22 protein-coding genes are annotated in these 23,283 nt (G+C 47.3%); 12 read left to right on the top strand and 10 right to left on the bottom strand.

All coding sequences use genetic code 11. The annotated features are described in order from the left end of the window. Window positions 1-163: 163 nt before the first annotated feature. Window positions 164-799 (bottom strand): VTT domain-containing protein, encoded by a 636-nt coding sequence (locus tag ACBP46_RS03835; RefSeq protein WP_371015396.1) that lies wholly within the window; start codon window positions 797-799, stop codon window positions 164-166. A 116-nt stretch (window positions 800-915) separates the two neighbouring features. Between ACBP46_RS03835 and mutL the strand changes: the two genes are divergently transcribed. Together mutL and miaA are read left to right on the top strand one after the other, a co-directional pair. Continuing rightward, window positions 916-2,799, top strand: coding sequence for a DNA mismatch repair endonuclease MutL (mutL, locus tag ACBP46_RS03830; RefSeq protein ID WP_371015395.1), 1,884 nt, complete (start codon window positions 916-918; stop codon window positions 2,797-2,799). Further along, the gene (gene miaA, locus ACBP46_RS03825; protein WP_371015394.1) at window positions 2,799-3,731 is read left to right on the top strand and encodes a tRNA (adenosine(37)-N6)-dimethylallyltransferase MiaA; all 933 of its coding nucleotides are present in this window, start codon (window positions 2,799-2,801) and stop codon (window positions 3,729-3,731) included. Before mutL ends, miaA begins: the two co-directional genes overlap by 1 nt. Window positions 3,732-3,799: 68 nt before the next feature. Here the strand turns inward: miaA and purM are convergent, their stop codons facing one another. Then, on the bottom strand, window positions 3,800-4,849 hold the full coding sequence (purM, locus tag ACBP46_RS03820; protein WP_371015393.1) for a phosphoribosylformylglycinamidine cyclo-ligase: 1,050 nt from the start codon (window positions 4,847-4,849) through the stop codon (window positions 3,800-3,802). Window positions 4,850-5,075: 226 nt separating this feature from the next. Between purM and ACBP46_RS03815 the strand changes: the two genes are divergently transcribed. From ACBP46_RS03815 to folK, 3 genes are read left to right on the top strand one after another with little or no spacing between them, the layout of a single operon-like run. Continuing rightward, complete coding sequence (locus ACBP46_RS03815) at window positions 5,076-5,774, top strand: HAD family hydrolase (protein WP_371015420.1); 699 nt, start codon at window positions 5,076-5,078, stop codon at window positions 5,772-5,774. 6 nt (window positions 5,775-5,780) lie between these two features. After that, window positions 5,781-7,160: a polynucleotide adenylyltransferase PcnB gene (gene pcnB / locus ACBP46_RS03810; RefSeq protein WP_371015392.1), complete on the top strand. Its 1,380-nt coding sequence runs from the start codon at window positions 5,781-5,783 to the stop codon at window positions 7,158-7,160. Continuing rightward, a complete protein-coding gene (folK, locus tag ACBP46_RS03805) occupies window positions 7,141-7,641 on the top strand; it encodes a 2-amino-4-hydroxy-6-hydroxymethyldihydropteridine diphosphokinase (protein WP_371015391.1) in 501 nt (166 codons plus the stop codon). The genes pcnB and folK overlap by 20 nt, the downstream gene beginning before the upstream one ends. Window positions 7,642-7,694: 53 nt before the next feature. Here the strand turns inward: folK and ACBP46_RS03800 are convergent, their stop codons facing one another. The 7 genes from ACBP46_RS03800 to ACBP46_RS03770 all read right to left on the bottom strand — a co-directional run bounded on the left by ACBP46_RS03800 (window position 7,695) and on the right by ACBP46_RS03770 (window position 15,462). Beyond that, window positions 7,695-9,206 (bottom strand): tripartite tricarboxylate transporter permease, encoded by a 1,512-nt coding sequence (locus ACBP46_RS03800; RefSeq protein WP_371015390.1) that lies wholly within the window; start codon window positions 9,204-9,206, stop codon window positions 7,695-7,697. Window positions 9,207-9,208: 2 nt separating this feature from the next. Next, window positions 9,209-9,643, bottom strand: a complete 435-nt coding sequence (locus ACBP46_RS03795) for a tripartite tricarboxylate transporter TctB family protein (RefSeq protein WP_371015389.1) — start codon at window positions 9,641-9,643, stop codon at window positions 9,209-9,211. 57 nt (window positions 9,644-9,700) lie between these two features. Beyond that, window positions 9,701-10,702, bottom strand: a complete 1,002-nt coding sequence (locus tag ACBP46_RS03790) for a Bug family tripartite tricarboxylate transporter substrate binding protein (RefSeq protein ID WP_371015388.1) — start codon at window positions 10,700-10,702, stop codon at window positions 9,701-9,703. Window positions 10,703-10,785: 83 nt separating this feature from the next. Next, window positions 10,786-12,240 (bottom strand): sensor histidine kinase, encoded by a 1,455-nt coding sequence (locus ACBP46_RS03785; RefSeq protein WP_371015387.1) that lies wholly within the window; start codon window positions 12,238-12,240, stop codon window positions 10,786-10,788. Next, window positions 12,212-12,889 carry a response regulator gene (locus tag ACBP46_RS03780; RefSeq protein WP_371015386.1) on the bottom strand — a complete coding sequence of 226 codons (678 nt, stop codon included), beginning with the start codon at window positions 12,887-12,889 and terminating at the stop codon, window positions 12,212-12,214. Before ACBP46_RS03780 ends, ACBP46_RS03785 begins: the two co-directional genes overlap by 29 nt. Window positions 12,890-13,112: 223 nt before the next feature. Further along, on the bottom strand, window positions 13,113-14,636 hold the full coding sequence (locus ACBP46_RS03775) for a fumarate hydratase (protein WP_371015385.1): 1,524 nt from the start codon (window positions 14,634-14,636) through the stop codon (window positions 13,113-13,115). A 58-nt stretch (window positions 14,637-14,694) separates the two neighbouring features. Continuing rightward, on the bottom strand, window positions 14,695-15,462 hold the full coding sequence (locus tag ACBP46_RS03770) for a crotonase/enoyl-CoA hydratase family protein (protein WP_371015384.1): 768 nt from the start codon (window positions 15,460-15,462) through the stop codon (window positions 14,695-14,697). 236 nt (window positions 15,463-15,698) lie between these two features. On the opposite strand from ACBP46_RS03770, the gene glyQ reads away from it, so the two are divergent. From glyQ to ACBP46_RS03735, 7 genes are all read left to right on the top strand, one after another. Next, on the top strand, window positions 15,699-16,607 hold the full coding sequence (gene glyQ / locus ACBP46_RS03765; RefSeq protein ID WP_371015383.1) for a glycine--tRNA ligase subunit alpha: 909 nt from the start codon (window positions 15,699-15,701) through the stop codon (window positions 16,605-16,607). After that, window positions 16,607-18,742, top strand: a complete 2,136-nt coding sequence (glyS, locus tag ACBP46_RS03760) for a glycine--tRNA ligase subunit beta (RefSeq protein WP_371015382.1) — start codon at window positions 16,607-16,609, stop codon at window positions 18,740-18,742. Before glyQ ends, glyS begins: the two co-directional genes overlap by 1 nt. Continuing rightward, a complete protein-coding gene (gmhB, locus tag ACBP46_RS03755) occupies window positions 18,742-19,278 on the top strand; it encodes a D-glycero-beta-D-manno-heptose 1,7-bisphosphate 7-phosphatase (RefSeq protein ID WP_371015381.1) in 537 nt (178 codons plus the stop codon). Before glyS ends, gmhB begins: the two co-directional genes overlap by 1 nt. Continuing rightward, complete coding sequence (locus ACBP46_RS03750) at window positions 19,278-20,012, top strand: lysophospholipid acyltransferase family protein (RefSeq protein ID WP_371015380.1); 735 nt, start codon at window positions 19,278-19,280, stop codon at window positions 20,010-20,012. The genes gmhB and ACBP46_RS03750 overlap by 1 nt, the downstream gene beginning before the upstream one ends. Then, window positions 19,993-20,781 carry a M48 family metallopeptidase gene (locus ACBP46_RS03745; RefSeq protein WP_371015379.1) on the top strand — a complete coding sequence of 263 codons (789 nt, stop codon included), beginning with the start codon at window positions 19,993-19,995 and terminating at the stop codon, window positions 20,779-20,781. The genes ACBP46_RS03750 and ACBP46_RS03745 overlap by 20 nt, the downstream gene beginning before the upstream one ends. A 17-nt stretch (window positions 20,782-20,798) precedes the next feature. Beyond that, the gene (gloA, locus tag ACBP46_RS03740) at window positions 20,799-21,194 is read left to right on the top strand and encodes a lactoylglutathione lyase (RefSeq protein ID WP_371015378.1); all 396 of its coding nucleotides are present in this window, start codon (window positions 20,799-20,801) and stop codon (window positions 21,192-21,194) included. A 74-nt stretch (window positions 21,195-21,268) separates the two neighbouring features. Then, the gene (locus ACBP46_RS03735; RefSeq protein WP_371015377.1) at window positions 21,269-22,498 is read left to right on the top strand and encodes a nucleoside recognition domain-containing protein; all 1,230 of its coding nucleotides are present in this window, start codon (window positions 21,269-21,271) and stop codon (window positions 22,496-22,498) included. On the opposite strand, the gene rsmA is transcribed toward ACBP46_RS03735, so the two are convergent. Continuing rightward, window positions 22,495-23,283, bottom strand: a complete 789-nt coding sequence (gene rsmA, locus ACBP46_RS03730) for a 16S rRNA (adenine(1518)-N(6)/adenine(1519)-N(6))-dimethyltransferase RsmA (protein ID WP_371015376.1) — start codon at window positions 23,281-23,283, stop codon at window positions 22,495-22,497. The two genes, ACBP46_RS03735 and rsmA, sit on opposite strands and share 4 nt — an antisense overlap.

Genomic DNA, 23,283 nt, shown 5'->3' with positions numbered 1-23,283 from the left:
AAATTAGCACGGGCCATGCTTAGTGGCATCCAAGATTATTTTAAAAATGGTGCGGCCTTAGCTCAGCGTGGCTAATCACAGCACTTTCTCTGCATAAAAAAGACCCCAAAAAGTTAAGTAGCCCTGCAACTTTTTGGGGTCTTTTTATTAAAGCGGCGTTTTATTATTTGCGACGCGTTTTGATAAAGCGCCACCCTACTCCAAGCACCACTGGCACAACGGCTGCCGCTAAGCCAAGCAACACAATAGTGCTTAGGTGTTCTTTAATAATAGGCACATTACCAAAAAAGTAACCTAGAGTAATTAAGCCGAAAATCCACAAAGCCGCCCCAAGCACATTATAAAACTGGAACAGCCACACTGGCATACTGCCCACCCCCGCCACAAAGGGGGCAAACGTACGAAATACAGGTAAAAACCGCGATAGCACAATAGTAATGCCGCCGTATTTGGCATAAAAAGCCTGAGTCTTGATTAAGGCCTTTTTATCTAAAAAACGAGACTCCGTAGTAAACACCTTGGGGCCAATGTAACGACCCACATGATAGTTCACTGTATTGCCTAATACGGCCCCCACAAAGAGCAAACAAGCCAATAAAAATGGATTTAATGCGCCCGTAGCACCAAACGCACCGGCAATAAACAATAAGGAATCACCGGGTAAAAAAGGGAGAATAACAAGCCCAGTCTCACCAAAAATAATTAAAAACAATATGACATATATCCAAGCGCCATACTGCTCAACCCAAATACCTAAATACTGATCGATATGGAGCAGCATGGTTAAAATCTCTGGCATGATATCCCTTCAAGAGCACAAATCATTAAGGCAAGAACAAATACAGCAAGCATTGTACGTCAGTTTTAATACTGTGCATGCACTACAATGGTGACTAGATTTAATATTGTAAAACTATGACCTATCGCCCTATTCAACCTCTTCCTCCCGTCCTTGTTAGCCAAATTGCCGCTGGTGAAGTCATCGAGCGCCCAGCTTCTATTTTGAAAGAATTACTGGAAAATGCGCTAGATGCGCAAGCCAAAAATATAGAAATTCGTCTTGATGGCGGTGGCGTAAATCGTATTGCCGTGAATGACGATGGCACGGGTATTCCTAAAGCAGAACTACCCTTAGCCTTGACTCAACACGCCACCAGTAAAATTCGCTCTCTGGACGAGTTAGAAAACGTAGCGTCAATGGGGTTCAGAGGCGAAGCGCTCCCATCTATTGCCTCCATTGCAACGCTTAGCATACGGTCTCGCACGGCAGATCAAGATCATGCTTGGGAACTACAAGCAGGACAAACGGAACCCCAACCTAGCGCTGGTCCTCAAGGCACCCGTATTGATGTGCGCCAGGTTTTTGATCATATTCCTGCTCGTCGTAAGTTTTTGCGCAAAGAGGCCACTGAACTAGGGCATTGTATTACTGCCGCTGAGCGCATTGCTTTGGCTTATCCTCAGGTCAGTTTTCGTATTTTCCATAACAACAAGCCCAGTCGTCACTGGCCCGCTGGCACGATTCAAGACCGTGTTATGCAAATCTTAGGAACTGAGTTTGTAGAGCAAAGTGTAGGCCTAGAGGCCGAAGCCGGCTTAATTCGTCTAGAGGGGTTAATAATTCGCCCCGCTTTTGCTAAGCCCCGCACCGATCAAAACTACACCTTTGTGAATGGCCGCTTTGTGCGTGATCGCGTTATGACCGCAGCGATTCAAAGCGCTTACAAAGACGTATTGCATGGCGACCGCAAACCCGCTTATATTTTGTATTTATCCATTGACCCCCACGCCGTAGATGTCAACGTACACCCTGCTAAACATGAGGTTCGCTTCCGTGAATCCAATGCGGTGTTTGGCTTTATAAATAAAGCCCTCCAAGAAGCTTTAGCGGAAAACCAAGCCGAGCGCATCCAACACCTGACGGCTGCTGCCCCCCTTACCCCTGACGCTCAGAACAGTGCACCTTTTGCACCACCGGCTTCTGCGCCATCAACGGGGTTTCGTTCTACTAGCGGTGGCTACAGCAGCATGCCGCGCTATCAACAGCGCATTGATTTACACGAGCAGCCTGTACCCAAAGCCGAACAATGGCAACAGTTTTATGCGCCGGCGGATCAAAGAGTGAACTCAGAAATTGCGCCTGCGCTTGACCCCGTTGCTTTGCCTACGACCAACGCCCAAACCTTACCTCAACAGATTACTGAAGCAGGCACAGACTTACCTATGGGTATGGCCTTAGCCCAATTGCATGGGGTCTATATCTTATCCCAAGTTAAAAACGGTCTGATCTTAGTTGATATGCACGCTGCACACGAGCGCGTGGTGTATGAAAAACTTAAACAGCACATGAATGAGCGCGAGCTGCCTATGCAGGAACTGCTAGTACCCGTCGCATTTAACTGCTCCCAAACAGAAAGCGCTCTGGTCGAAGAGTACCAAGAGCAACTTGAAAGCCTAGGGCTTATTATGCGTCCCACCGGCCCCTCCTCTGTTTCCGTTCGAGCTGTTCCCGCATTATTAGCTCACGCCGATATCGAAGCCTTAGCACGAGGCGTATTAGCCGATTTAAATCGTTTTGGTAATTCGGCTAGACTCGAGGCCCAACGCAACGAGCTACTCTCTACCATGGCGTGTCACAGTTCAGTGCGTGCCAATCGGCAGTTAAGCATTACCGAAATGAATGCGCTGTTACGAGCTATGGAACAAACAGAGCGCGCCGACTTATGCAACCACGGCCGACCCACCTGGTTTTACTGGAGCATGGGCGATTTGGACAAACTTTTTCTACGAGGTCAGTAATGGCAGCGCCCACTGTAATTTGTTTAACAGGCCCGACTGCTGCCGGTAAAAGCGCATCAACCCTCGCTCTGGCACAGCGTTGGGATATAGAAATTATTGTCATGGACTCGGCCACCATCTACACAGGAATGGACATAGGCACGGCCAAACCATCCAAAGCCGAACAAGCCGCAATACCACATCATTTACTTGATATTCGTGACCCCGCTGAATCGTATTCAGCGGCTAGTTTTGTTCATGATACGGAACGCTTAATCGATGAGATTCATCAACGGCAACGGCATGTGTTGCTATGTGGGGGTACCTTGCTTTACTACAAAGCGTTGCGTGATGGCCTGAGTCAACTGCCCGAATCCACTCCCGCCATACGTGCCGAACTGGATGCCGAGGCGCTGTCAAAAGGATGGCCTGCGTTGCACGCTGAACTAGCAGCCATTGATGCCGCCACAGCAGCCCGTCTTGCTCCTAATGATGGGCAACGTATTCAACGAGCCTTAGAAATTTATCGGGTTAGCGGCAAGCCCATGTCAGTTTGGCTAAAAGAAAAACCACCTCGCCCTGTTCAGCAACGCGATTACGTTACAATTAGCCTAGAACCCACGGAACGACAACTGCTTAGTCCTCGTATTCAAGCGCGTTATCACCAAATGGTAGATGAAGGCCTTGTGGCTGAAGTAGAGCAACTGTATGCACGCCCTGACCTACACAGCGGCTTAGCTTCAATTCGTAGTGTAGGCTATAGGCAAATTTGGGATCACCTTGCGGGCGAACTATCACTAAATGAAGCGGTAGAGCGAGCAGTCAGTGCAACGCGTCAGCTAGCCAAACGCCAAATGACTTGGTTACGCTCCATGCCCGAACGAGAGCAAGTGGACTGCATGAACCCAGATCGTGCAGATCTCGTCGTAGATTTAGTCGCTAAACACTGGTAGTACGTTTTGTATGGACCCAAAAAAGCCTCTGCAAAGCAGAGGCTTTTTGACACGGTAACGCAGACTAATTAAGCAATAACTACGCTTGCCTCGTCCGCCTTGCGCTCGGTAATCTGGCCCAATGCAAAGACGGTTTCGCCTTGGGCTGTAAAAGCTGCTTGTATGGCTGCGGCCTGATCTGCCGGCACCACTACAATCATGCCAATACCACAGTTAAAGACGCGCCACATTTCCTCGTCGGCTACCCCTCCATTTTCCTGTAACCACTGAAACAAAGGAGGTAAGGTCCAAGCATTGCGATCAATATGCGCGGCGGTATGTTTAGGTAACACACGCGGTATATTTTCCAACAGACCACCACCAGTTACGTGCACTAAACCTTTAATTGCTGTAGTGAATTCGTTTAAAACGGCTAACACAGGCTTTACATACAAGCGTGTAGGAGCCATGACCAGATCAACAAAAGGCGTACCATCTAGTTCGTCGGTAGGCCGCACATTAGCATGTTTTAATATTTTACGAATTAAAGAATAACCGTTTGAATGCGCACCACTGGAGGCTAAGCCTAGCACCACATCGCCAGCAGCAATTGTTTCACCAGTAATAATTTTGGATTTTTCCACAGCGCCTACGGCAAAGCCTGCTAGATCGTACTCACCGTCGGGATACATGCCAGGCATTTCAGCCGTCTCACCACCAATAAGCGCGCAACCCGATAGCTCACAGCCTTTGGCTATGCCTGCTACTACATCGGTAGCGGTATCTAGGTCTAATTTGCCACAGGCAAAATAGTCTAAAAAGTATAAAGGCTCTGCACCTTGGACCAAGATGTCGTTAACGCTCATGGCTACCAAGTCTATGCCTACGGTATCGTGGCGCTGCCACTCGAAAGCTAAGCGCAATTTTGTACCTACGCCGTCGGTACCCGATACCAAAACTGGCTCTTTGAGGTCTTTGGGTAGCTCGAACATAGCACCGAAACCGCCTAGGCCTGCTAACACGCCAGGACGCATAGTCCGTGCAGCTAAAGGTTTAATACGAGAGACGAGCTCGTCGCCCGCTTCGATATCGACCCCAGCATCGCGGTAGGTCAAAGATACGGATTGATTGTTTGTCATGAATAACGCCGTGGGAGAGGTAAAATTACTAAACGTACAAATTGTACCTTAGCTATGGCACACTAGCCGTAGCCAAAAATTCTATTTTAATGTGTATTAACTAAGTCTGCAGCTTTTAAACACAGTCACTGCGGTTGCTTTGTATAATTAGCACACATAGGATAACTATTTTCTTTTCTTTATTTCGTCTCTAGGCCGTTGGGCCGTTGCTTTGTGAGCTCGCATGATATCCCCACAAAACCTCGCTTTGTTCGACTTAGATCATACCTTGTTACCCTTAGATAGCGATTATCAATGGGCCGACTTTTTAGCACGCACAGGGCGTATTGGTGACCCCATCGAAGCACAACGCCGCAATGACGAGCTGATGGATCGCTACAATGCCGGCAATCTTAGTGCTGAAGAATCCGCTGCTTTTATGCTGGGACTTATTGCCAACCAACCTCGTGAAACCCTGCTCGAGTGGCAACAGGTCTTTATGGAAGAAGTGATTGCACCGGCTTTGCTGCCCCAAGCTCATGCCTTAGTCCAACAGCATATGGCTCAGGGTGATCTCTGTGCCATTGTCACGGCAACGAATGAGTTTGTAACAGCTCCTATTGCCAAGGCGCTGGGGTTTGAACACTTAATCGCCACCATACCCGAAGCCCAAGAGGGGCTATTTACTGGTCGTATTGCAGGGGTTGCGTCGTATCAAGCCGGTAAAATTGTTCGTGTTGATCAGTGGCTACACGAGCTAGGCTTAAAGCGGGATCAATTTGAAAACGTGTGGTTTTACAGTGATTCACCTAACGATCTGCCGCTTATGGAGGTCGTGACTCACCCGGTAGCCACCAACCCTAGCGCCACACTACGACAAACTGCCCAAGAACGAAACTGGAAAATCATTGATCTCTTTGACGATCTACTGGATGCTAAATCGTAACTACGCATGTTAACTCAAACAATAAGAAACTTTGTTTCTCGACTTTTCTCCGCTGCGCCCCCTACACCTAAAGGGCCGCAACGCTTAGGTGTGGCACAACACCATATTGATCGTCGCCTCGTATCGCGTCATGCCATTAAGGTCTGCGAAGTGCTCCAAGACAAAGGCTATGAAGCCTATATCGTCGGTGGTGCTGTGCGTGACCTTATTGTTGGGCTAGAACCCAAAGACTTCGACGTGGCTACCAATGCCACCCCCGAGCAGGTGCGTGCCTTATTCAGACGTGCCCGTATTATTGGTCGCCGCTTCAAACTAGTGCACGTGGTCTTTGGCCGTGAAATTATTGAAACGTCCACCTTTCGTACCGATGCCAAAGAAACGGAAGTTGTCGATGCGCACGGCCGCATTCTTCAAGACAATGATTACGGCGAGCTCAAAGACGATGCATTACGGCGCGATTTCACCTTAAATGCGTTGTATTACGACCCCACCACAGAAACAGTCATCGACTACCACAATGGGGTGCACGACTTAACTCATCGCACAGTTCGTATTATTGGCGATGCTACCACACGCTATCGTGAAGATCCGGTACGTATGCTGCGTGCCATTCGTTTTGCAGCCAAGCTGGATGCCGTCATTGACCCCGCAACCCATGCCCCTATTACCCAGCTAGCAAACTTAATCAATCATGTTCCCGAGTCGCGCTTATTTGATGAAAGCATCAAGCTTCTTAGTTGCGGCAACGCGCTACAGTGTTTAACTCTTATCCATCAGGAAGGCCTGCATCAGCATTTATTTCCCCAGCTTGATGCGCTACTAAAAGACGAAGCAGCCCTCGCATTTATTGACCATGCTCTAGCACGTACCGATAGCCGTGTACGTACTGGGCGCACAGTAAGCCCTAGCTTTTTATTTGCTACCCTTTTATGGCCTACCGTAAAACAAAAATGGCTTGCTTATCAAAAACAAGGTCAACCTGCAGCCCAAGCCATTGCCCAAGCCAGTGACGATGCACTAGCCCTCCAAGCCAGAGCTATGCCCATCCAAAAACGCTTTCAAGCGGATATGCGTGAAATTTGGTTTACTCAAGCACGCTTTGATCGTGTCAATAACCGGGCTATTTGGCGCATGCTTGAGCAACCTCGGTTTCGTGCTTCCGTCGATTTTTTACAATTACGCGCTGCAGTGCGTGAGGTGGATAGCGTAGAAGCACAATGGTGGATGGACCTAGCTAATGCCGACACAGATCAACGTACCCTACTGATCTCTGAGCGCACCCCTCCATCACGCACAGGCACAGGAAAGCGCCCGCGCCGCCGCACACGTCGTCCTCGTCATAGTACCTCTACTGCACAGACCCATAATGACAAACTTAAACCCTAACCCAACCGTGGCTTATATAGGCATGGGTGCCAATCTTGGCGATGCCATTGGCACCTTACTCAATGCCTGTGATGCATTGCATCAGCTAGAGCACACCTCAGAAGTGCGTATCTCGGGCTTTTACCAAACTGCCCCAGTAGATGCTGATGGCCCCGATTACATTAATGCCGTGGCAGCACTTTCTACCCGCTTAACTGCTCCTGCATTATTAGAGGCCTTGTTTGCCATTGAAAATAAGTATGGCCGAGAACGTAGCTACCCCAATGCGCCTCGCACCTTAGACCTAGACTTATTGCTGTATGGAAACGAGCAGTTTGCGCTTCCAGAGCTAACAGTACCCCACCCTCGCTTGCATTTACGTGCTTTTGTTTTATATCCATTAGCCGAGTTAGCGCCCACATTACAGTTGGCTCAAGGCTCTATTAAAGATTTACTACAACGGGTTGCTGATCAACCCATTCGCCCCTTAGATCAAGACTAGCATGGGGTTTGCTTAAATAAAAAAGTCCACCTTTAGGTGGACTTTTTAATGGCTTAATTGTTTGATTTAAATTTACGCTTCAGTTTTAACAGTAAAGGCACACCCAAAACAGCTATTGCCGCAATCCAAAACCCTTTACTAATACCACTTTCTATCAAAATCGATAAGTCACCGTTAGTCATTGACAAAGCACGTCGCAAATTCTGCTCCATCAAATTGCCTAATACCACGCCCAAAATAAGGGGGGCCATAGGGATATTCACTTTACGTAAAAAATACCCGACTAAACCCAAGAGGCTAATGGCAACCAAATCAAAAGTAGTAGCATTGATAGCATATACACCAATAAAACTGATGCTAATAACCAAAGGTACTAGTAACCACACCGGCAAAGACAATACTTTAGAGAAATAACGTACCAAAGGGATATTTAAGATCACCAAAATAATATTGGCAACAAACAACGAAGCAATAAACCCCCATACCAACGCAGGCTGCTGCTCAAACAATACAGGACCAGGCGTAATGTTATAAAGCGTTAACGCCCCCATCATTACTGCTGTAGTGCCTGACCCAGGTACACCTAAGGTCAACATAGGAATAAATGAACCTGTAGCTGCGGCGTTATTTGCGGCTTCAGGTGCAGCCAAACCACGCAAGTCACCCTCACCAAAGCACGAGTTGGGGTCTTTAGCAGCTATTTTTTTCTCATTGGCATAGGTTAGCGCAGAAGCCACACTGGCACCTGCACCAGGCAATACACCTAAGCCAAACCCGGTCACAGCACTACGTAGTGTGGCAGGCAACGTGAACTTCAACTCTTGCAAATTAAATAATTTACGCTCGCTCTGTGGGTAGGTAATTTTTGCCCCAGTTAAGCTGTTTTCCAATAGTTGTAGCATTTCACTGACTGCAAATAGAGCAATCACCACCACAATAAAACTTAACCCATCAGCCAAATTAGGTAGATCAAACGTAAATCGGTACAAGCCAGAGTTCGAATCCACCCCTATAGTGGAAATAAGCAGCCCCAATAACGCGGCAATCAAGCCTTTGATAGGATCAGCCCCTAACAATCCTGTTAAACAACAAAAGGCAAACACCATCAACGCAAAATACTCTGCTGGACCAAAGGCCAGTGCCCAGTTTGCAAGCAAAGGAGCGAAAATGACAATACCAAAAAAAGCTAGCATTGAGCCTAAAAAAGACGCCCAAGCGGATAAAGACAACGCGACATTCGCTAGCCCTTTTTTTGTTAAAGGGTAGCCATCTAAAGTAGTCATAACAGCGGCTGCATCACCCGGCACATTAATCAGGATGGATGCAATGCGACCACCGTATTCTGTACCTACATAGACAGCAGCTAACAAAATTAAGGCTGACTCGGGGGGCATCTGTAAAGCAAATGCAATGGGAATGAGCATAGCCACCCCATTAATAGGCCCTAAACCCGGTAATAAGCCGATAACGGTTCCAAAGAAAGACCCTAATAAAGCAATGAGCAAATTGTATGGGCTAGTTGCGACCTCAAAACCCATTGCGAGATATTGCGTGATATTACCCATGGCTATACACCTAATAGACCTGCGGGCAACACTACATCCATTACCCGATCAAATAACCAATACAAACTACCTGCCATCAATACAGCGCTTAAAAGCAATGGACCTGTGCGCCCACCAAATAGTTTTCCTAATAAAAACACCATCAATATGGTTGCCACCACAAACCCTAGTGGTTGAAATAGCAAGGCATACACCAAAATATAAGCAAACAACAGTAGAATTTTTCTATGGGTACCTTGGGGTAAACGGGGTGCAATAAATTGATTTTTTACAACTAACACTAAGCCGCATAGTGCTAACAAGGCTCCTATTAACATAGGAAAAGCGCGTGGGCCCAATGGTTCATAGGAAAATGCCGGGACCATATCATAGGATTGCCAAAAAACCACTGCCGCAATCACTAAGCAAAACAGACCTAAAACTCTATCACTCATCATGTATTACCTTAATAGAGATAGAGCACCGCTCTACCTCTGTTTAACTCGGCAGTAACCTTATTTCACTAAGCCAAACTCACTGGCTAATTCCTCGTACTGATCAACTTGTTTATGGATATAGCTATCTAACTCTGCTCCGGTCATTGAAAAAGGAAATAATCCCAATTGCAGACGCAGTGCCTCATAGCCTTCTGCCGACATAGCATTATCAAAGGCTTCTACCCACCAGTTATAGGCTTCATCACTTACTTTAGGCCCTACATAAAACCCACGGATAATAGGCCACTCGATATCAAACCCTTGTTCTTTAGCAGTGGGTACATCCTCAAATATGCCGGGCAAACGTTCTTCACTATAAACAGCTAACAAACGGATAGGTGCCCCACCTTCGATAAGAGATAACACCTCTGCCGCATCACCCATAAACACTTGAATATGACCACCACGTAAAGCAGTTAGTCCTTCACCACCACCTTCAAAGGCAACAAAGCGCATGTTTTTATGATTCACATTTGCTGCTTTAGCAGTCAAGGCCGCTTTCATCCAGTCTTGACTACCCACTGTTCCTCCGGCACCAAATACTACTTTGGTGGGGTCTTCACTGAGGGCATTCATTAAATCATTTAAATTTTGAAATGATGAATCGTCACGTACTACTGCTACTCCGTAATCCGTACCAATAGCGGATAACCAACGTACAGCATCGCTGTCATAACGCCCAAATTTCTTTTGAGCTAAGTTCAATAGCGACCCGCTGGAATAGGCAACAATAGTGCCAGGCTCATTATTACGCTGCGTCACAATGGAGTTGTAGGCCACTGCCCCAATACCTCCAGGCATATACACAATACGCATGGGCGCTTTTAACTGCTCGGATTGCTCTAGCGCTTGCTTAGCTAAACGACACGTCAAATCAAAGCCACCACCAGGTTGAGCTGGCGCAATGCACTCGGGGCGTGTGGGCTCCTCAGCATGTGCACTGAAAATAGACAATGACAATACAGCTGCAGACGCAGCCAGGCCTATAAGTTTTGTTACTTTTCTTGTGCTTAGTTTCACGGTATGGTTCTCCTCAAACATACGTAGTATTACGTTTATCTGACCACACCTTACCTAACCAAAGCTTTCGATTAGCTTTCGGTTTACGATTCCGGCTTAATATCTAGGGTAAACACTAATGAGGCAGCTAAGCCGCTGTGTGTAGCTGAAGGTCCCAAAACTAGCCGCCCGCCATGTAATTCAACAATAGACTTAACTATTGCTAAACCCAAGCCCGCACCATTTTGATCCTTTCCTTGTGTGCCACGCCTAAAGCGATGTCCAGCGGTACGTAAGTCTCGCTCTGACATACCCACGCCTTCATCCTCAACACAAATTAGAATTTGTGCTGCATTAATACGTTTGAGGCTGATATATACCGTGGCCTGTATTGGACTATAGCGCAACGCATTATCCAGCAAATTCACAATCGCCTCTTGCAATAAAATGGGGTCGCCCTTTAATAAAAAGGGGCCAGTCTCCACTTCAAGCTGCACATCAATGTCTTTGGTTAAAGCGACTATTTCTAAATGATCAACGCTTTGCCGTAGCAAATAGTGCAAATCCACCATTTCTTTTAGAGCGTAATCTTGTGTGGTTGCAGTATGTTGTACGCGCGCTAAATTTAATAGTTGATTAGTTAAACGGGTAGCACGACGAATAGTATTTGCCATAGCCACTAACGCCTGTTTAACTTCGGTGGGATCAGGCTCACGCAAAGCAAAACTGACTTGAGTTTTTAAAATACTTAATGGCGTACGCAATTGATGTGAAGCATCATGCAAAAACTGATGTTGTCGTTTATTTTGATCAAGCACTCGCCCCATCAGATGATTGAGCTCAGTGACTAAAGGAACGATTTCCTTGGGTAGATCAGCTACCTCTAGTGGGCGTAAATCGCCCGCATTGCGTTTAGCCAAACGACGCCTCATCTGTTGCATTGGCACAAGCGCGCTCATGATGCCCAAGGCTAAAATAGATGCTGTCCAAATCAAAGCAAACACATCCCGCCAAATAGAACGCCAGACCAAACGCTCTAAGAAAGCTTGACGCTCTTCTAATGACTCCCCCACTTGTACAATTAGACGACGCGTGTCTTTAGGATCATCCGCCATCATAGGACGTAGCAGCGTAGCAGTACGCACCATCTGACCGCCTAAGTACTCCCCTGTATGGAAATAAATCTGATTTTCATTAGGAATATGAGCTGGGCGCGGTAATTCTGAAAAACCAATTTCAGCTAAGCCGTCATCTATGGCTACATGATAATAGGCTTGTCCATCTACCGCCATGTGAAAGAACTCCAATAACCGGTAGGGTTCCTCTAGGGCCAAGCCACCTTGCTCAGTAGAGATATTGGCATTAATCGATTGCAATACGCCCGCTAATGTTCGGTCGTAAGCACTTTCTGCTTGTTCTGCTAATAAATCCACTGAAAGCTGTAGACTAACCGCCATCCCAAAAAACAACGTAGGCAGCACCCAAAGAAAAAGAGTTTTACGTATACTTTTTGGACCGAACCATGGTTTTTTATTGCTGCTCAACCTCTGCCAAAACATAGCCAACTCCTCGCTGCGTCAAGATATGCACCCCACTATTTTGAATTTTTTTACGAATACGATGAATTAATACCTCGACCACCTCGAGATGAACCTCTTCATCATCAGTAAACACACGGTGTGCTATGTATTCCTTGTTCACTGGCTCATTACTGCGCTGCAATAACACCCTTAGCACAGCACGCTCACGGGGCGACAGTTCTAACAGTTGCTCATTTAAATAAAAAAGTTGACTACTGCTGTCAAAACATAATGGACCACATCGCAATAGGGTATGTTGCTGACCTCGGCTGCGACGGATTAAAGCAAACAGACGAGCCTCTAATTCCTCAAGTTCAAAGGGTTTGCTTAAAAAATCATCTGCCCCCAAATGCAACAAGCTAACCCGTTCATGCAAAGCACCTCGGGCTGTGAGTATTAATACCGGCGTGCGTACGTCTTGTTCACGCAACCGACGTAATACCTCCTCGCCACTCAGCGAAGGCAAGCCCAAATCCAACACAATGGCATCGAACTCTTCAACCTGCAAACGTTTTGAGGCGAGTAAGCCATCAGCAGCCCAATCCACAATAAAGCCCGCACGCTGCTCTAGAGCTCGAACTAACCAGTGCGCTAACTCTTTTTCATCTTCAATCAATAAAATTCGCATTTGCTTTCACTATGATGACGGGTTTTATTTTAGCCTTGACCACTGTGGACAGCGTGTAATAGCTCAAACCAAACGCATACGTTGGCTTTAAAGAAAAAACACTAGTGCTCTATAGCAAAGACCTACGAAATACGTGCACCACTCTACACGGTAGAAGCTATTATCCTATGCTAAACAGAGTAAAAAAACCCCGCCTAGGCGGGGTTTTCATGGTTGTCCCTAATTAAGACGCCACAATGGGAATTTCTTTAATCAGTTGACGCCAATGAGCTGGCCCGGTGTTATGTACCGATACACCTTGAGAATCCACCGCTACCGTTACCGGCATGTCTTTAACTTCAAACTCATAGATGGCTTCCATGCCAAGGTCTTCGAAGCCCACTACCTTTGCTGTTTGAATGGCTTTAGACACTAAATAAGCGGCTCCGCCCACAGCCATTAAAGAAGCTGATTTGTGTTTTTTAATGGCCTCGATGGCTTTAGGGCCGCGCTCGCCTTTACCAATCATGGAAATTAAACCTGTTTGACCTAGCATCATGTCAGTAAAACTATCCATACGGGTAGCGGTGGTAGGACCGGCAGGGCCTACCGCCTCGTCACGCACTGGATCTACAGGACCCACATAGTAAATAACACGGTTTGTAAAATCGACAGGCAACGGTTCACCCGCTGCCAATAAGGTTTGAATGCGTTTATGTGCTGCATCACGACCTGTTAAGACTTTACCAGATAATAGCAAGGTCTCGCCTGGCTTCCAGCTAGCCACCTCTTCGGCGGTAAGCGTGTCCAAATTGACTGGTTTGGATTTATTGTAATCGGGTGCCCATTCTACTTCAGGCCAAACATCCATGGAAGGTGGGGTTAACGTAGCAGGGCCTGAACCATCTAACACAAAGTCCACATGACGGGTTGCCGCACAGTTTGGAATCAGCGCCACAGGCTTAGAAGCAGCATGGGTGGGGAATGTATGAATCTTGACATCCAATACTGTAGTTAACCCCCCAAGACCTTGAGCCCCTATACCTAACTCATTCACACGGTTATAAATTTCAATGCGCATTTCTTCGAGTTTGTTTTGGGGGCCACGCTCTAGCAGCTCAAACATGTCAATGTCATCCATCAATGACTGTTTAGCCATCAGCATGGCTTTTTCCGCTGTGCCACCTACACCAATACCCAGCACACCAGGAGGACACCAACCTGCACCCATTTGAGGCAGTTGTTCTACCACCCAATCAACAATGGATTCGCTAGGGTTAAGCATCGCAAAACGACTTTTGTTCTCAGAGCCACCCCCTTTAGCCGCTACGCCCACCTCTATAGTGTTACCTGGCACCAACTCAACATTCACAATACAGGGGGTGTTATCACGTGTGTTTTTACGCGCGAAAATAGGATCGTCTAACACTGAGGCACGTAAAGGATTATCTGGATTGGTATAACCTTGGCGCACCCCTTCGTCACAGATTTCCTGTAAAGAACGCTCACTGTCAAAACGGACATTCATGCCCACTTTTAAAAATACGTTGACTACACCGGTATCCTGACACATAGGACGTTTGCCCAACGCTGACATACGTGAATTAGTCAAAATCTGCGCAATAGCGTCTTTAGCTGCTGGGCTTTGCTCTCGCTCGTAGGCGCGGGCCAAATGTTGAATATAGTCTTCAGGATGGTAAAAACTAATGAACTGCACTGCATCCGCCAGGGATTGGATTAAATCGCTTTCTTTAATGAGTGTTGTCATGATGTATTGTATTAATTAAACAAACGGCTTTGCGGTGACAAAGCCAAAACAAACAGGATTATTTTCCTTGCCAAATAGGTTTGCGTTTTTCTGCAAAAGCAGTAGCACCTTCTTTGGCGTCTGCTGAAACAAAAACGGCATCAATGCGGGGGCGCTGCAAATCAAACATATGTTCTTGGGGCCAGTCTTTAGACTGAGAAATCACTTGTTTAGCCACCTGCACCGCCATTGGGCCATTTTCCTTAATACGAGCCGCTAAGTCGAGTGCCCCTTGTAGAGCCTCGCCGTGGGGCACGACTCGGTTAATTAGCCCCCACGCCGCTGCTTGTTCCGCGCTGAACATATCACCGGTTAAGACCAGCTCCATGGCTACCACGTATGGAACGCGAGCAGGCAAACGCAACATGCCGCCTGACCCAGGCACAATACCGCGTTTGGTTTCAGGCAAACCAAATTTAGCGCTAGCCCCCGCTACAATCATGTCACAAGCCATGGCAATTTCTAAGCCCCCCGCTAACGCATAGCCTTCAATGGCTGCAATTAGCGGTTTACGTGGGGGTTGCTCACAAATGCCAGCAAAGCCACGACGACCCACATAAGGGCGCTGGCCGTCTTTAGCAAATGCTTTTAAATCCATCCCCGCACAAAATGTATTATTTGCGCCTGTTAAAATCCCAACAGTAAGATCTGGATTGGCGTCCAGCTCATCTAATGCTGCTGCTAACTGTACTGCCGTTTCGTAATTCACTGCATTACGAGCCTCAGGACGATTTAGCGTAATGATTAGCACTTGATCTTGAATGTCTACCTTTACCAATTCTGCCATGGTGCTCCCTTTTCATTCAGGTGTATTTGAAAAAAGCGACTTAATTTACTTTATCGATCAGTTCAATCTAAACTGTTTATCATACGATCTTTTTACTTCTTATTCGGCTTTTGCCCGCCTTGTGTCCGCAACACAGATCTCTAATCATGGCAAAATAGCGTAAAGCTATATCTCAGCCCGCACAAAAGGTAAAATTCTTTATTTTGCGGACACAACGTTTATTTGGCCTACTTGCAATGCTTACCTTTCAACAACTCATACTGCAACTCTCTCACTACTGGGATCAACAAGGTTGTACCTTGTTGCAACCCTTTGATATGGAAGTCGGCGCGGGTACCTCTCATACCGCTACTTTTTTGCGTGCTATAGGGCCCGAGCCGTGGTCTGCCGCCTATGTACAACCGTCCCGTCGCCCTACAGACGGACGCTATGGCGACAACCCAAACCGCTTACAGCATTATTACCAGTACCAAGTCGTCTTAAAACCTGCACCCGAAAACATTGTCGATCTATATATAGGCTCCTTAAAATCCATCGGCATTGATCCTAAAGTCCACGATATTCGCTTTGTAGAAGACGACTGGGAAAATCCAACCTTAGGTGCATGGGGCTTAGGTTGGGAGGTCTGGTTAAACGGTATGGAAGTCACCCAGTTTACGTACTTCCAACAAGTAGGCGGTCTAGACTGCGTGCCTGCTACTGGCGAGATCACTTACGGACTCGAACGTTTAGCCATGTACCTACAAGGCGTAGAGAGCGTGTATGACTTGGTCTGGACCAAAAACAATCAAGGCAAGGTTATTTATTATCGTGATGTGTTTCATCAAAACGAAGTGGAACAATCCACTTATAACTTTGAGCACGCTAATACCGATATGCTGTTTGCTCACTTTAATAACCACGAAGCTGAAGCCAAAAAACTGATTGATCTACCTTTAGCTCTACCTGCTTACGAACAAACCCTAAAAGCAGCCCATACGTTTAATATGCTAGATGCACGAGGCGCTATTAGTGTGACTGAACGCGCTGCTTATATTGGTCGTATCCGTAATCTAGCCCGTGGCGTAGCCCAAGCCTATTACACCTCTCGCGAAGAACTTGGTTTCCCCATGCTGCCTAAACAGCCAGCTCAGGAGAACCGCTAATGTCTGAACACACTATGTCTACACGCTCTCTACTTGTTGAACTGCAAACCGAAGAACTGCCCCCTAAAGCCTTAGAAAAAATGGGCGTAGCATTTGCCGATGGCATTGCAAAGGTATTGCGCGAGCGCCATCTTTTAGCTGACGACAGCCAGGTCACTGAATACGCCACCCCACGTCGTCTTGCTGTCCATATTACTAACGTCGCCCACCAAGCCGCAGATCAAGCCTTTAGCGAAAAGCTCATGCCAACCAAAGTCGGTATTGATGCCCAAGGCCAAATGACAATGCCGCTACAAAAACGTCTAGAGGGCAAAGGATTAGCTCATCTCAGCTTGGCCGACTTAGAAATTAAATCCGATGGTAAACAAGACTATTTGTATGCCAATGGCATGGCTACCGGTGCCTATTTATCAGATGTTATTAACGAAGCAATCGATTACGCTGTCACGCACCTTCCCATTCCCAAGGTTATGCGTTATCAACTGAATGACGGGGTCACCAGTGTACGTTTTGTGCGTCCTGCTCATGGGTTGGTTGTGTTGTGGGGTGATGACGTTTTACCTGCCCAAACCCTAGGTCTAGAGTCTGGTCGTCAAACGCTAGGACACCGCTTCATGACGGACGCTCCCCTAAGCCTCCACTCTGCAGACAGCTATGTAGAACAGCTTGAAAACGACGGCTGGGTCGTACCCTCGTTTGCCAAACGACGCGAACAAATTCGTCAACAACTGGACGCTGCTTGCGCCCACTACCACGCCAGCTTGGGCAACGACCCCGAGGTGCCCGCGTTACTCGAAGAGGTTACCGCTTTGGTCGAACACCCAACCGTCTATAAAGGCGAGTTTGACCCCGTGTTTCTCGAGGTTCCTAGCGAGTGTTTGATTTTAACCATGCGTTTAAATCAACGTTATTTCCCTCTTTTTAACCCTGACACCCAAGCATTAACGCATCAGTTCCTAATCGTTAGCAATATGCACGTCGATGACCCGACCCATATTATCGAAGGCAACCAGCGCGTTATCTTGCCTCGTTTAGCCGATGCGCGTTTTTTCTTTGAAACAGATCGCAAGCAGCAGTTGGCTGATCGCGTCCATAGCTTAGAAAACAGTGTCTATCACAACAAACTGGGTTCACAACGCGTGCGCGTAGAACGCTTGCGTCGTCTTGCTACCTATCTGGCCGACCAGCTCGGCGCTGATCGCAATTTAGCTGATCGTGCGGCTCTGTTAGCCAAAGCCGACCTAAACACCTTAATGGTAGGTGAATTCCCCGAGCTACAAGGTATTATGGGTGCCTACTATGCAGAGGCTGATGGTGAGGATGCGGCTATAGTTAATGCCTTAAAACATCAATACGAGCATCGTATTCATCAAGCTGTTAGCTCAGAAAACATAATCGCTACCTTATTGTTTCTAGCAGAGCGCGCTGAAACCCTTATCGGCATTTGGGGCATTGGTCTAGCACCTACCGGCGAGCGTGACCCCTATGCATTACGTCGTGCCGCGCTGGGCCTAATCAGTGCTTTTGAACAACTTAATCAAGGGGGCTATTTCGCTAACCACTCCTTAGATTTACGTCAGCTATTGGAATACAGCGCAGCGGGTTTTGAGCCGGGTGTCTTAGCCGATAATACCGTTGACGAGGTAATAAACTTTATCTACGAGCGTTATCGCAACCAATTAGTACAACACGCAGATCGCAAAGTCGTTGAGGCCGTATTAGCGTTGCAACCTCCTCTACAGCAGGTTCAAGCACGTGTACAAGCTTGTATTGCTTTTGCACAGCGCCCAGAGGCCGAGTCACTGGCTGCAGCCAACAAACGGGTTAGCAATCTATTACAGCGTCACACAGAGGCTATCCCCCCCTTAGATCCACAACTACTTCAAGAGTCCGCCGAGCAAGTCCTAACACAACAGTTAAACCAACTCGCTCCTGTAGCTCAACAGCAATTTAACCAAGGAGACTTTAGCGCCTCATTAGCCACTCTTGCCGCTGCTAAAGACCCCGTCGATCAGTTTTTTAATGATGTCATGGTAATGGCTGAGGACCCTGCCTTACGCAATAATCGCCTTGCTTTATTAAAACAGTTACACCAAGCCATGAATCAAGTGGCTGATCTTTCCTTGCTTGCCTAGTGAAAACCGCTATTTTAGATCGCGATGGAGTCATAAACTATGACTCCAGTGCTTTTGTGAAATCACCAGAAGAGTGGGTTGCCTTACCTGGCAGCCTAGAAGCCATCGCACGCCTTAACCATGCGGGTTGGCGTGTGGTTATTGCCACCAACCAATCCGGTTTAGCACGTGGTTTATTTGACATGGATACATTAAATGCCATGCATTTAAAATTACGTCGTGAGCTGGCAGCGGTTGGGGGGCACGTAGATGCTATTTTTATCTGCCCCCACGGCCCAAACGATGGGTGCTCATGTCGTAAACCTTTATCTGGGTTATTTACAGAAATACTGCATCGCTACGATTTAGATCCTAGCCATTGTGTTTCTGTAGGTGACTCATTGCGTGACTTACAGGCCGCTGCCCAGGTCGGCTGTCAAACAGCTTTGGTACTGACAGGCAATGGCTTAACAACTCAACAGCACTCCCTGCCTTCGGGCACAACGATCCATGCTGATCTAGCGGCTACGGTCAATTACTGGTTAACCTCTTTCTAATGCTGTATCTACGCGCTTTTATTTATCAGCTTTTCATGATCATTACGGTCATCCCGTATGCGTTTGCGTGTCTACTCTGGGCTCCCTTGCCGTTGCACTGGCGTTATACGCTGACTTCAGGCTGGCCCCGCTTAATGATTTGGGGAGCCAAGTGGATTCTTGGGCTACGTTGGCGCATGATCGGTACTGAGCATTTACCTGACGGTGCTGCTGTCATTCTCTCTAAGCACCAGTCAGCGTGGGAAACCTTATTTTTTACAGCACATATGCCGCGTGATGTCTGCTTTGTGTACAAACGTGAGCTCAACCGTGTTCCTTTCTTTGGCTGGGGCTTAGCCTTATTGCGTATGATTCCTATTAATCGCGCCAAAAGTCGAGATGCGTTTGAGCAAGTAGTGCAACTGGGACAGCTGCGTTTGAATGAAGGGCGTTGGCCTTTACTCTTTCCCGAGGGCACACGGGTAGCCCCTGGAAAAACCGTGCGCTATAAACAAGGCGGTGCGGCATTAGCGGTACGATGTCAGGCCCCTATTATTCCCATTGCTCACAACGCCGGTGAGTGTTGGCCACGCAACTCGTTTATTAAAAAACCGGGGCTTATTACCGTTTCTATAGGCCCATTAATTTCCACCGAAGGCCGTACCACCGCAGACGTTAACAAAGAAGTCGAAACCTGGATTGAAACAGAAATGCGGCGTCTTAACCCTGAACGCTATGACGCTACAACTACTTAAACCCGCTAAACTGCCGCCTCAAACGCAATGGCATCACACCGAGCTGAATACACAACGTATTGGTTATCTATTACGACGTTCAGCTCGCAAAAGTATTGGCTTACGTGTTAGTGATGAAGGTCTGATTATTACCGCCCCGCACTGGGCTGCTGACAGTCAAATCCACGAGGCATTACAGGCAAAAAAAGCATGGATTCTACGTAAGCTATCTGAACGCCAAGACCGTTTAGCTCAACAAGCCATGAGTCAAACTATCTGGCAAGACGGCGGACACCTGCCCTATTTAGGCATAGCAGTTCAGCTACAGCTCAACCCGCTATTGCGGCAAAGTGTATTTAGTGGTGAGCTACACGCACCCCAAAAAGGTGATAGGCTGTGTTTAAACATAGATCTAAACGCCGACAGCCAACGCATTCAAGACCTTTGTCATGTTTGGCTGCAACAACAGGCTAAAAGCTATCTAGAACAGCGTATCCAGCATTTTTTGCACCACTGCTCTTATGCTGATCGCTTTAGTCGTTTACGTTTGGCTAGCCCCCAAAAACGTTGGGGGTCTTGTTCAAGTGCTGGGGTCATCATGTTAAATTGGCGGCTTATTCACTTCGAGCCTCAGGTAATTGATTACGTGGTTGCTCACGAAATCGCTCACCTTAAACAAATGAATCATGGCCCGCTTTTTTGGCAAGAGGTCGAGCGCTTATTACCCGACTTTTACGCGGCTCGCCAGCAGCTAAAGCAGTTTGATCCTGCAAGCCTGCCTTTGTTTTAACTTATTCAAGGAAAATTATGCGCTTATTACATACCATGTTACGCGTAGGCAATTTAGAACGCTCTTTAGAATTTTACACAGACGTATTAGGCATGAAACTGTTACGTCAAAAAGACTATCCAGATGGCAAGTTCACACTGGCTTTTGTGGGCTACGGCGATGAAAGCAATACCACAGTATTAGAACTCACGCACAACTGGGATACCGAAAGCTATGATTTAGGTAACGGTTATGGTCATATTGCGATAGAAGTTGAAGACGCTTATAAAGCCTGTGATACCATCAAGGCCAAAGGGGGCAAAGTGGTCCGTGAAGCCGGCCCTATGATGCATGGCACCACCGTTATTGCATTTGTCGAAGACCCCGATGGCTATAAAATCGAACTTATCCAAGCCAAAGGCCGCAATGATTAAATCCTAACTGGATTTCAATTCAGAGGCGGGCTTAGGCCCGCTTTTTAGTGGACTTTTCTCACCGCAGCGCTCCTATGTTGAATACCCTCTGGTTACTTTTTTTCTTGTTTGCTGCCTTGAGCGGTGCTTACCATTGGCTCTTTTTAGATCAGCCTGAAATTTTCGGAGCCATGGTACAAAGCCTATTCACCATGGCTGAGTTGTCCGTACAAATTATGATTGTGCTGTTTGGCACCTTGACGCTGTGGATGGGTTTTCTGCGTATTGCTGAACAGGCTGGTATTATCGATCGTCTTGGTTATTGGCTTACCCCTCTTTTTAAGCGCCTTATGCCAGGTGTTCCTGCTGGTCATCCTGCTCTGGGTCTGATCACCTTGAATTTTGCGGCAAATGGCTTAGGCCTAGACAACGCCGCCACCCCCATCGGCTTACGTGCTATGCACGCACTTCAAGATCTAAACCCAGACCCTAAAACGGCCACCAATGCCCAAATTCTTTTTCTGGTATTAAACACCTCGTCGCTTACGCTGATTCCGGTCAGCATTTTTATGTACCGTCTACAGCAAGGTGCACCCGACCCTACCATGGTGTTTTTACCCATTTTGTTAGCCACTAGCGCATCTTCCTTAGTGGGATTAATCACGGTCTGCCTTGTGCAGCGCATCCGTCTTTGGGACCCTGTACTCTTACTTTGGTTAGGCACGCTGATGGCACTTTTTGCCTTTTTTATAGCAAGCCTAACCACCCTAAGTAGTGTTGCCTTAAACCAAGTCTCGTCTTTGCTTGGCAGCCTAAGCTTATTGCTAATTATTTTTTGTTTTTTATTTGTAGGTTGGCGCAAAAAAATCCCTGTCTACGACAGTTTTGTGGAAGGGGCTAAAGGGGGTTTTCAGGTTGGCAAAGAACTGCTGCCCTATTTAGTCGCTATGTTGTGTGCCATTGGTTTATTACGTAGCTCTGGTGCCCTAGACATAGTGCTTAGCGGTATACGCTGGGGGATTGACGGCTTAGGTTGGGACAATCGGTTTGTAGATGCTTTACCCACCGCACTGATGCGTCCTTTTTCGGGCGGCGCATCTCGAGCACTACTAATAGAAACCATGCAGCACTTTGGTGTAGACAGTTTTGCTGCATTGTTAGCAGCCACTTTCCAAGGCAGTACGGAAACCACTTTTTATGTACTGGCCGTGTATTTTGGGGCGGTTGGCATTCAACGCGCCCGTCATGCGGTACCATGCGCTCTATTAGCCGATGGTGCCGGCATGATCGCTGCTATTGCTGTAAGTTACTGGTTCTATGGCTAAGTCTGTGGTGCCAATACCGGTGTCAACGCATCGCTTAGGGCAATGTATTGGTGCAGGCTTAGGTGCTCGGCCCTATCCGTAGGATCAATGCCTACTTGTTCCCAATCAATATGTGGTGCCCATTGCGCTAAAGTACGACGCAACATTTTGCGACGCTGGCTAAAGGCTTGAGCCACGACTTTTTCAAAAACCATCGCATTTTTGGCTTGGGGACGATCAGCTTTCAGGGGCCGCATCCGCACAACGGCTGAGGTCACCTTGGGTGCTGGATCAAAAGCTTCAGGAGCCACATCAAAAAGCTTTTGCATCCGGTAGCGAGCCTGCAGCATGATTGATAAACGACCATACAACGCATCGCCTGGCTTGGCGACCATGCGCTCAATCACTTCTTTTTGCAGCATAAAGTGTTGGTCTATTATTTGATCGGCAAACTGCATCAAATGAAACAGTAGCGGACTAGAAATGTTATACGGTAGATTGCCGACAATACGTAACCCGGACCCAAACTGGGAAAAATCTACCGTCAACACATCAGCCGAAATAATACTTAATTGCTCTGCACTATAGCGTTTTTGTAGGTATTGAACGAGGTCTCTGTCAATTTCTATGACCTGTAAATGCTGCACCGCTAGCATTAATGGCTGAGTCAGCGCAGACATACCAGGCCCAATCTCAATCAGCTTATCTTGCGACTGCGGATCTATTGCACGCACGATTTGGTGTATAACCCCCTCATCGTGCAAAAAATTTTGACCAAAACGCTTTCGTGCCTGATGTTGCTGCAT

The organism is Paenalcaligenes hominis (assembly GCF_041359055.1).
Taxonomy (GTDB): domain Bacteria; phylum Pseudomonadota; class Gammaproteobacteria; order Burkholderiales; family Burkholderiaceae_B; genus Paenalcaligenes; species Paenalcaligenes hominis_A.
Note: the sequence above shows the minus strand (reverse complement) of the source record. Positions and strands in the feature narration are given on the sequence as shown.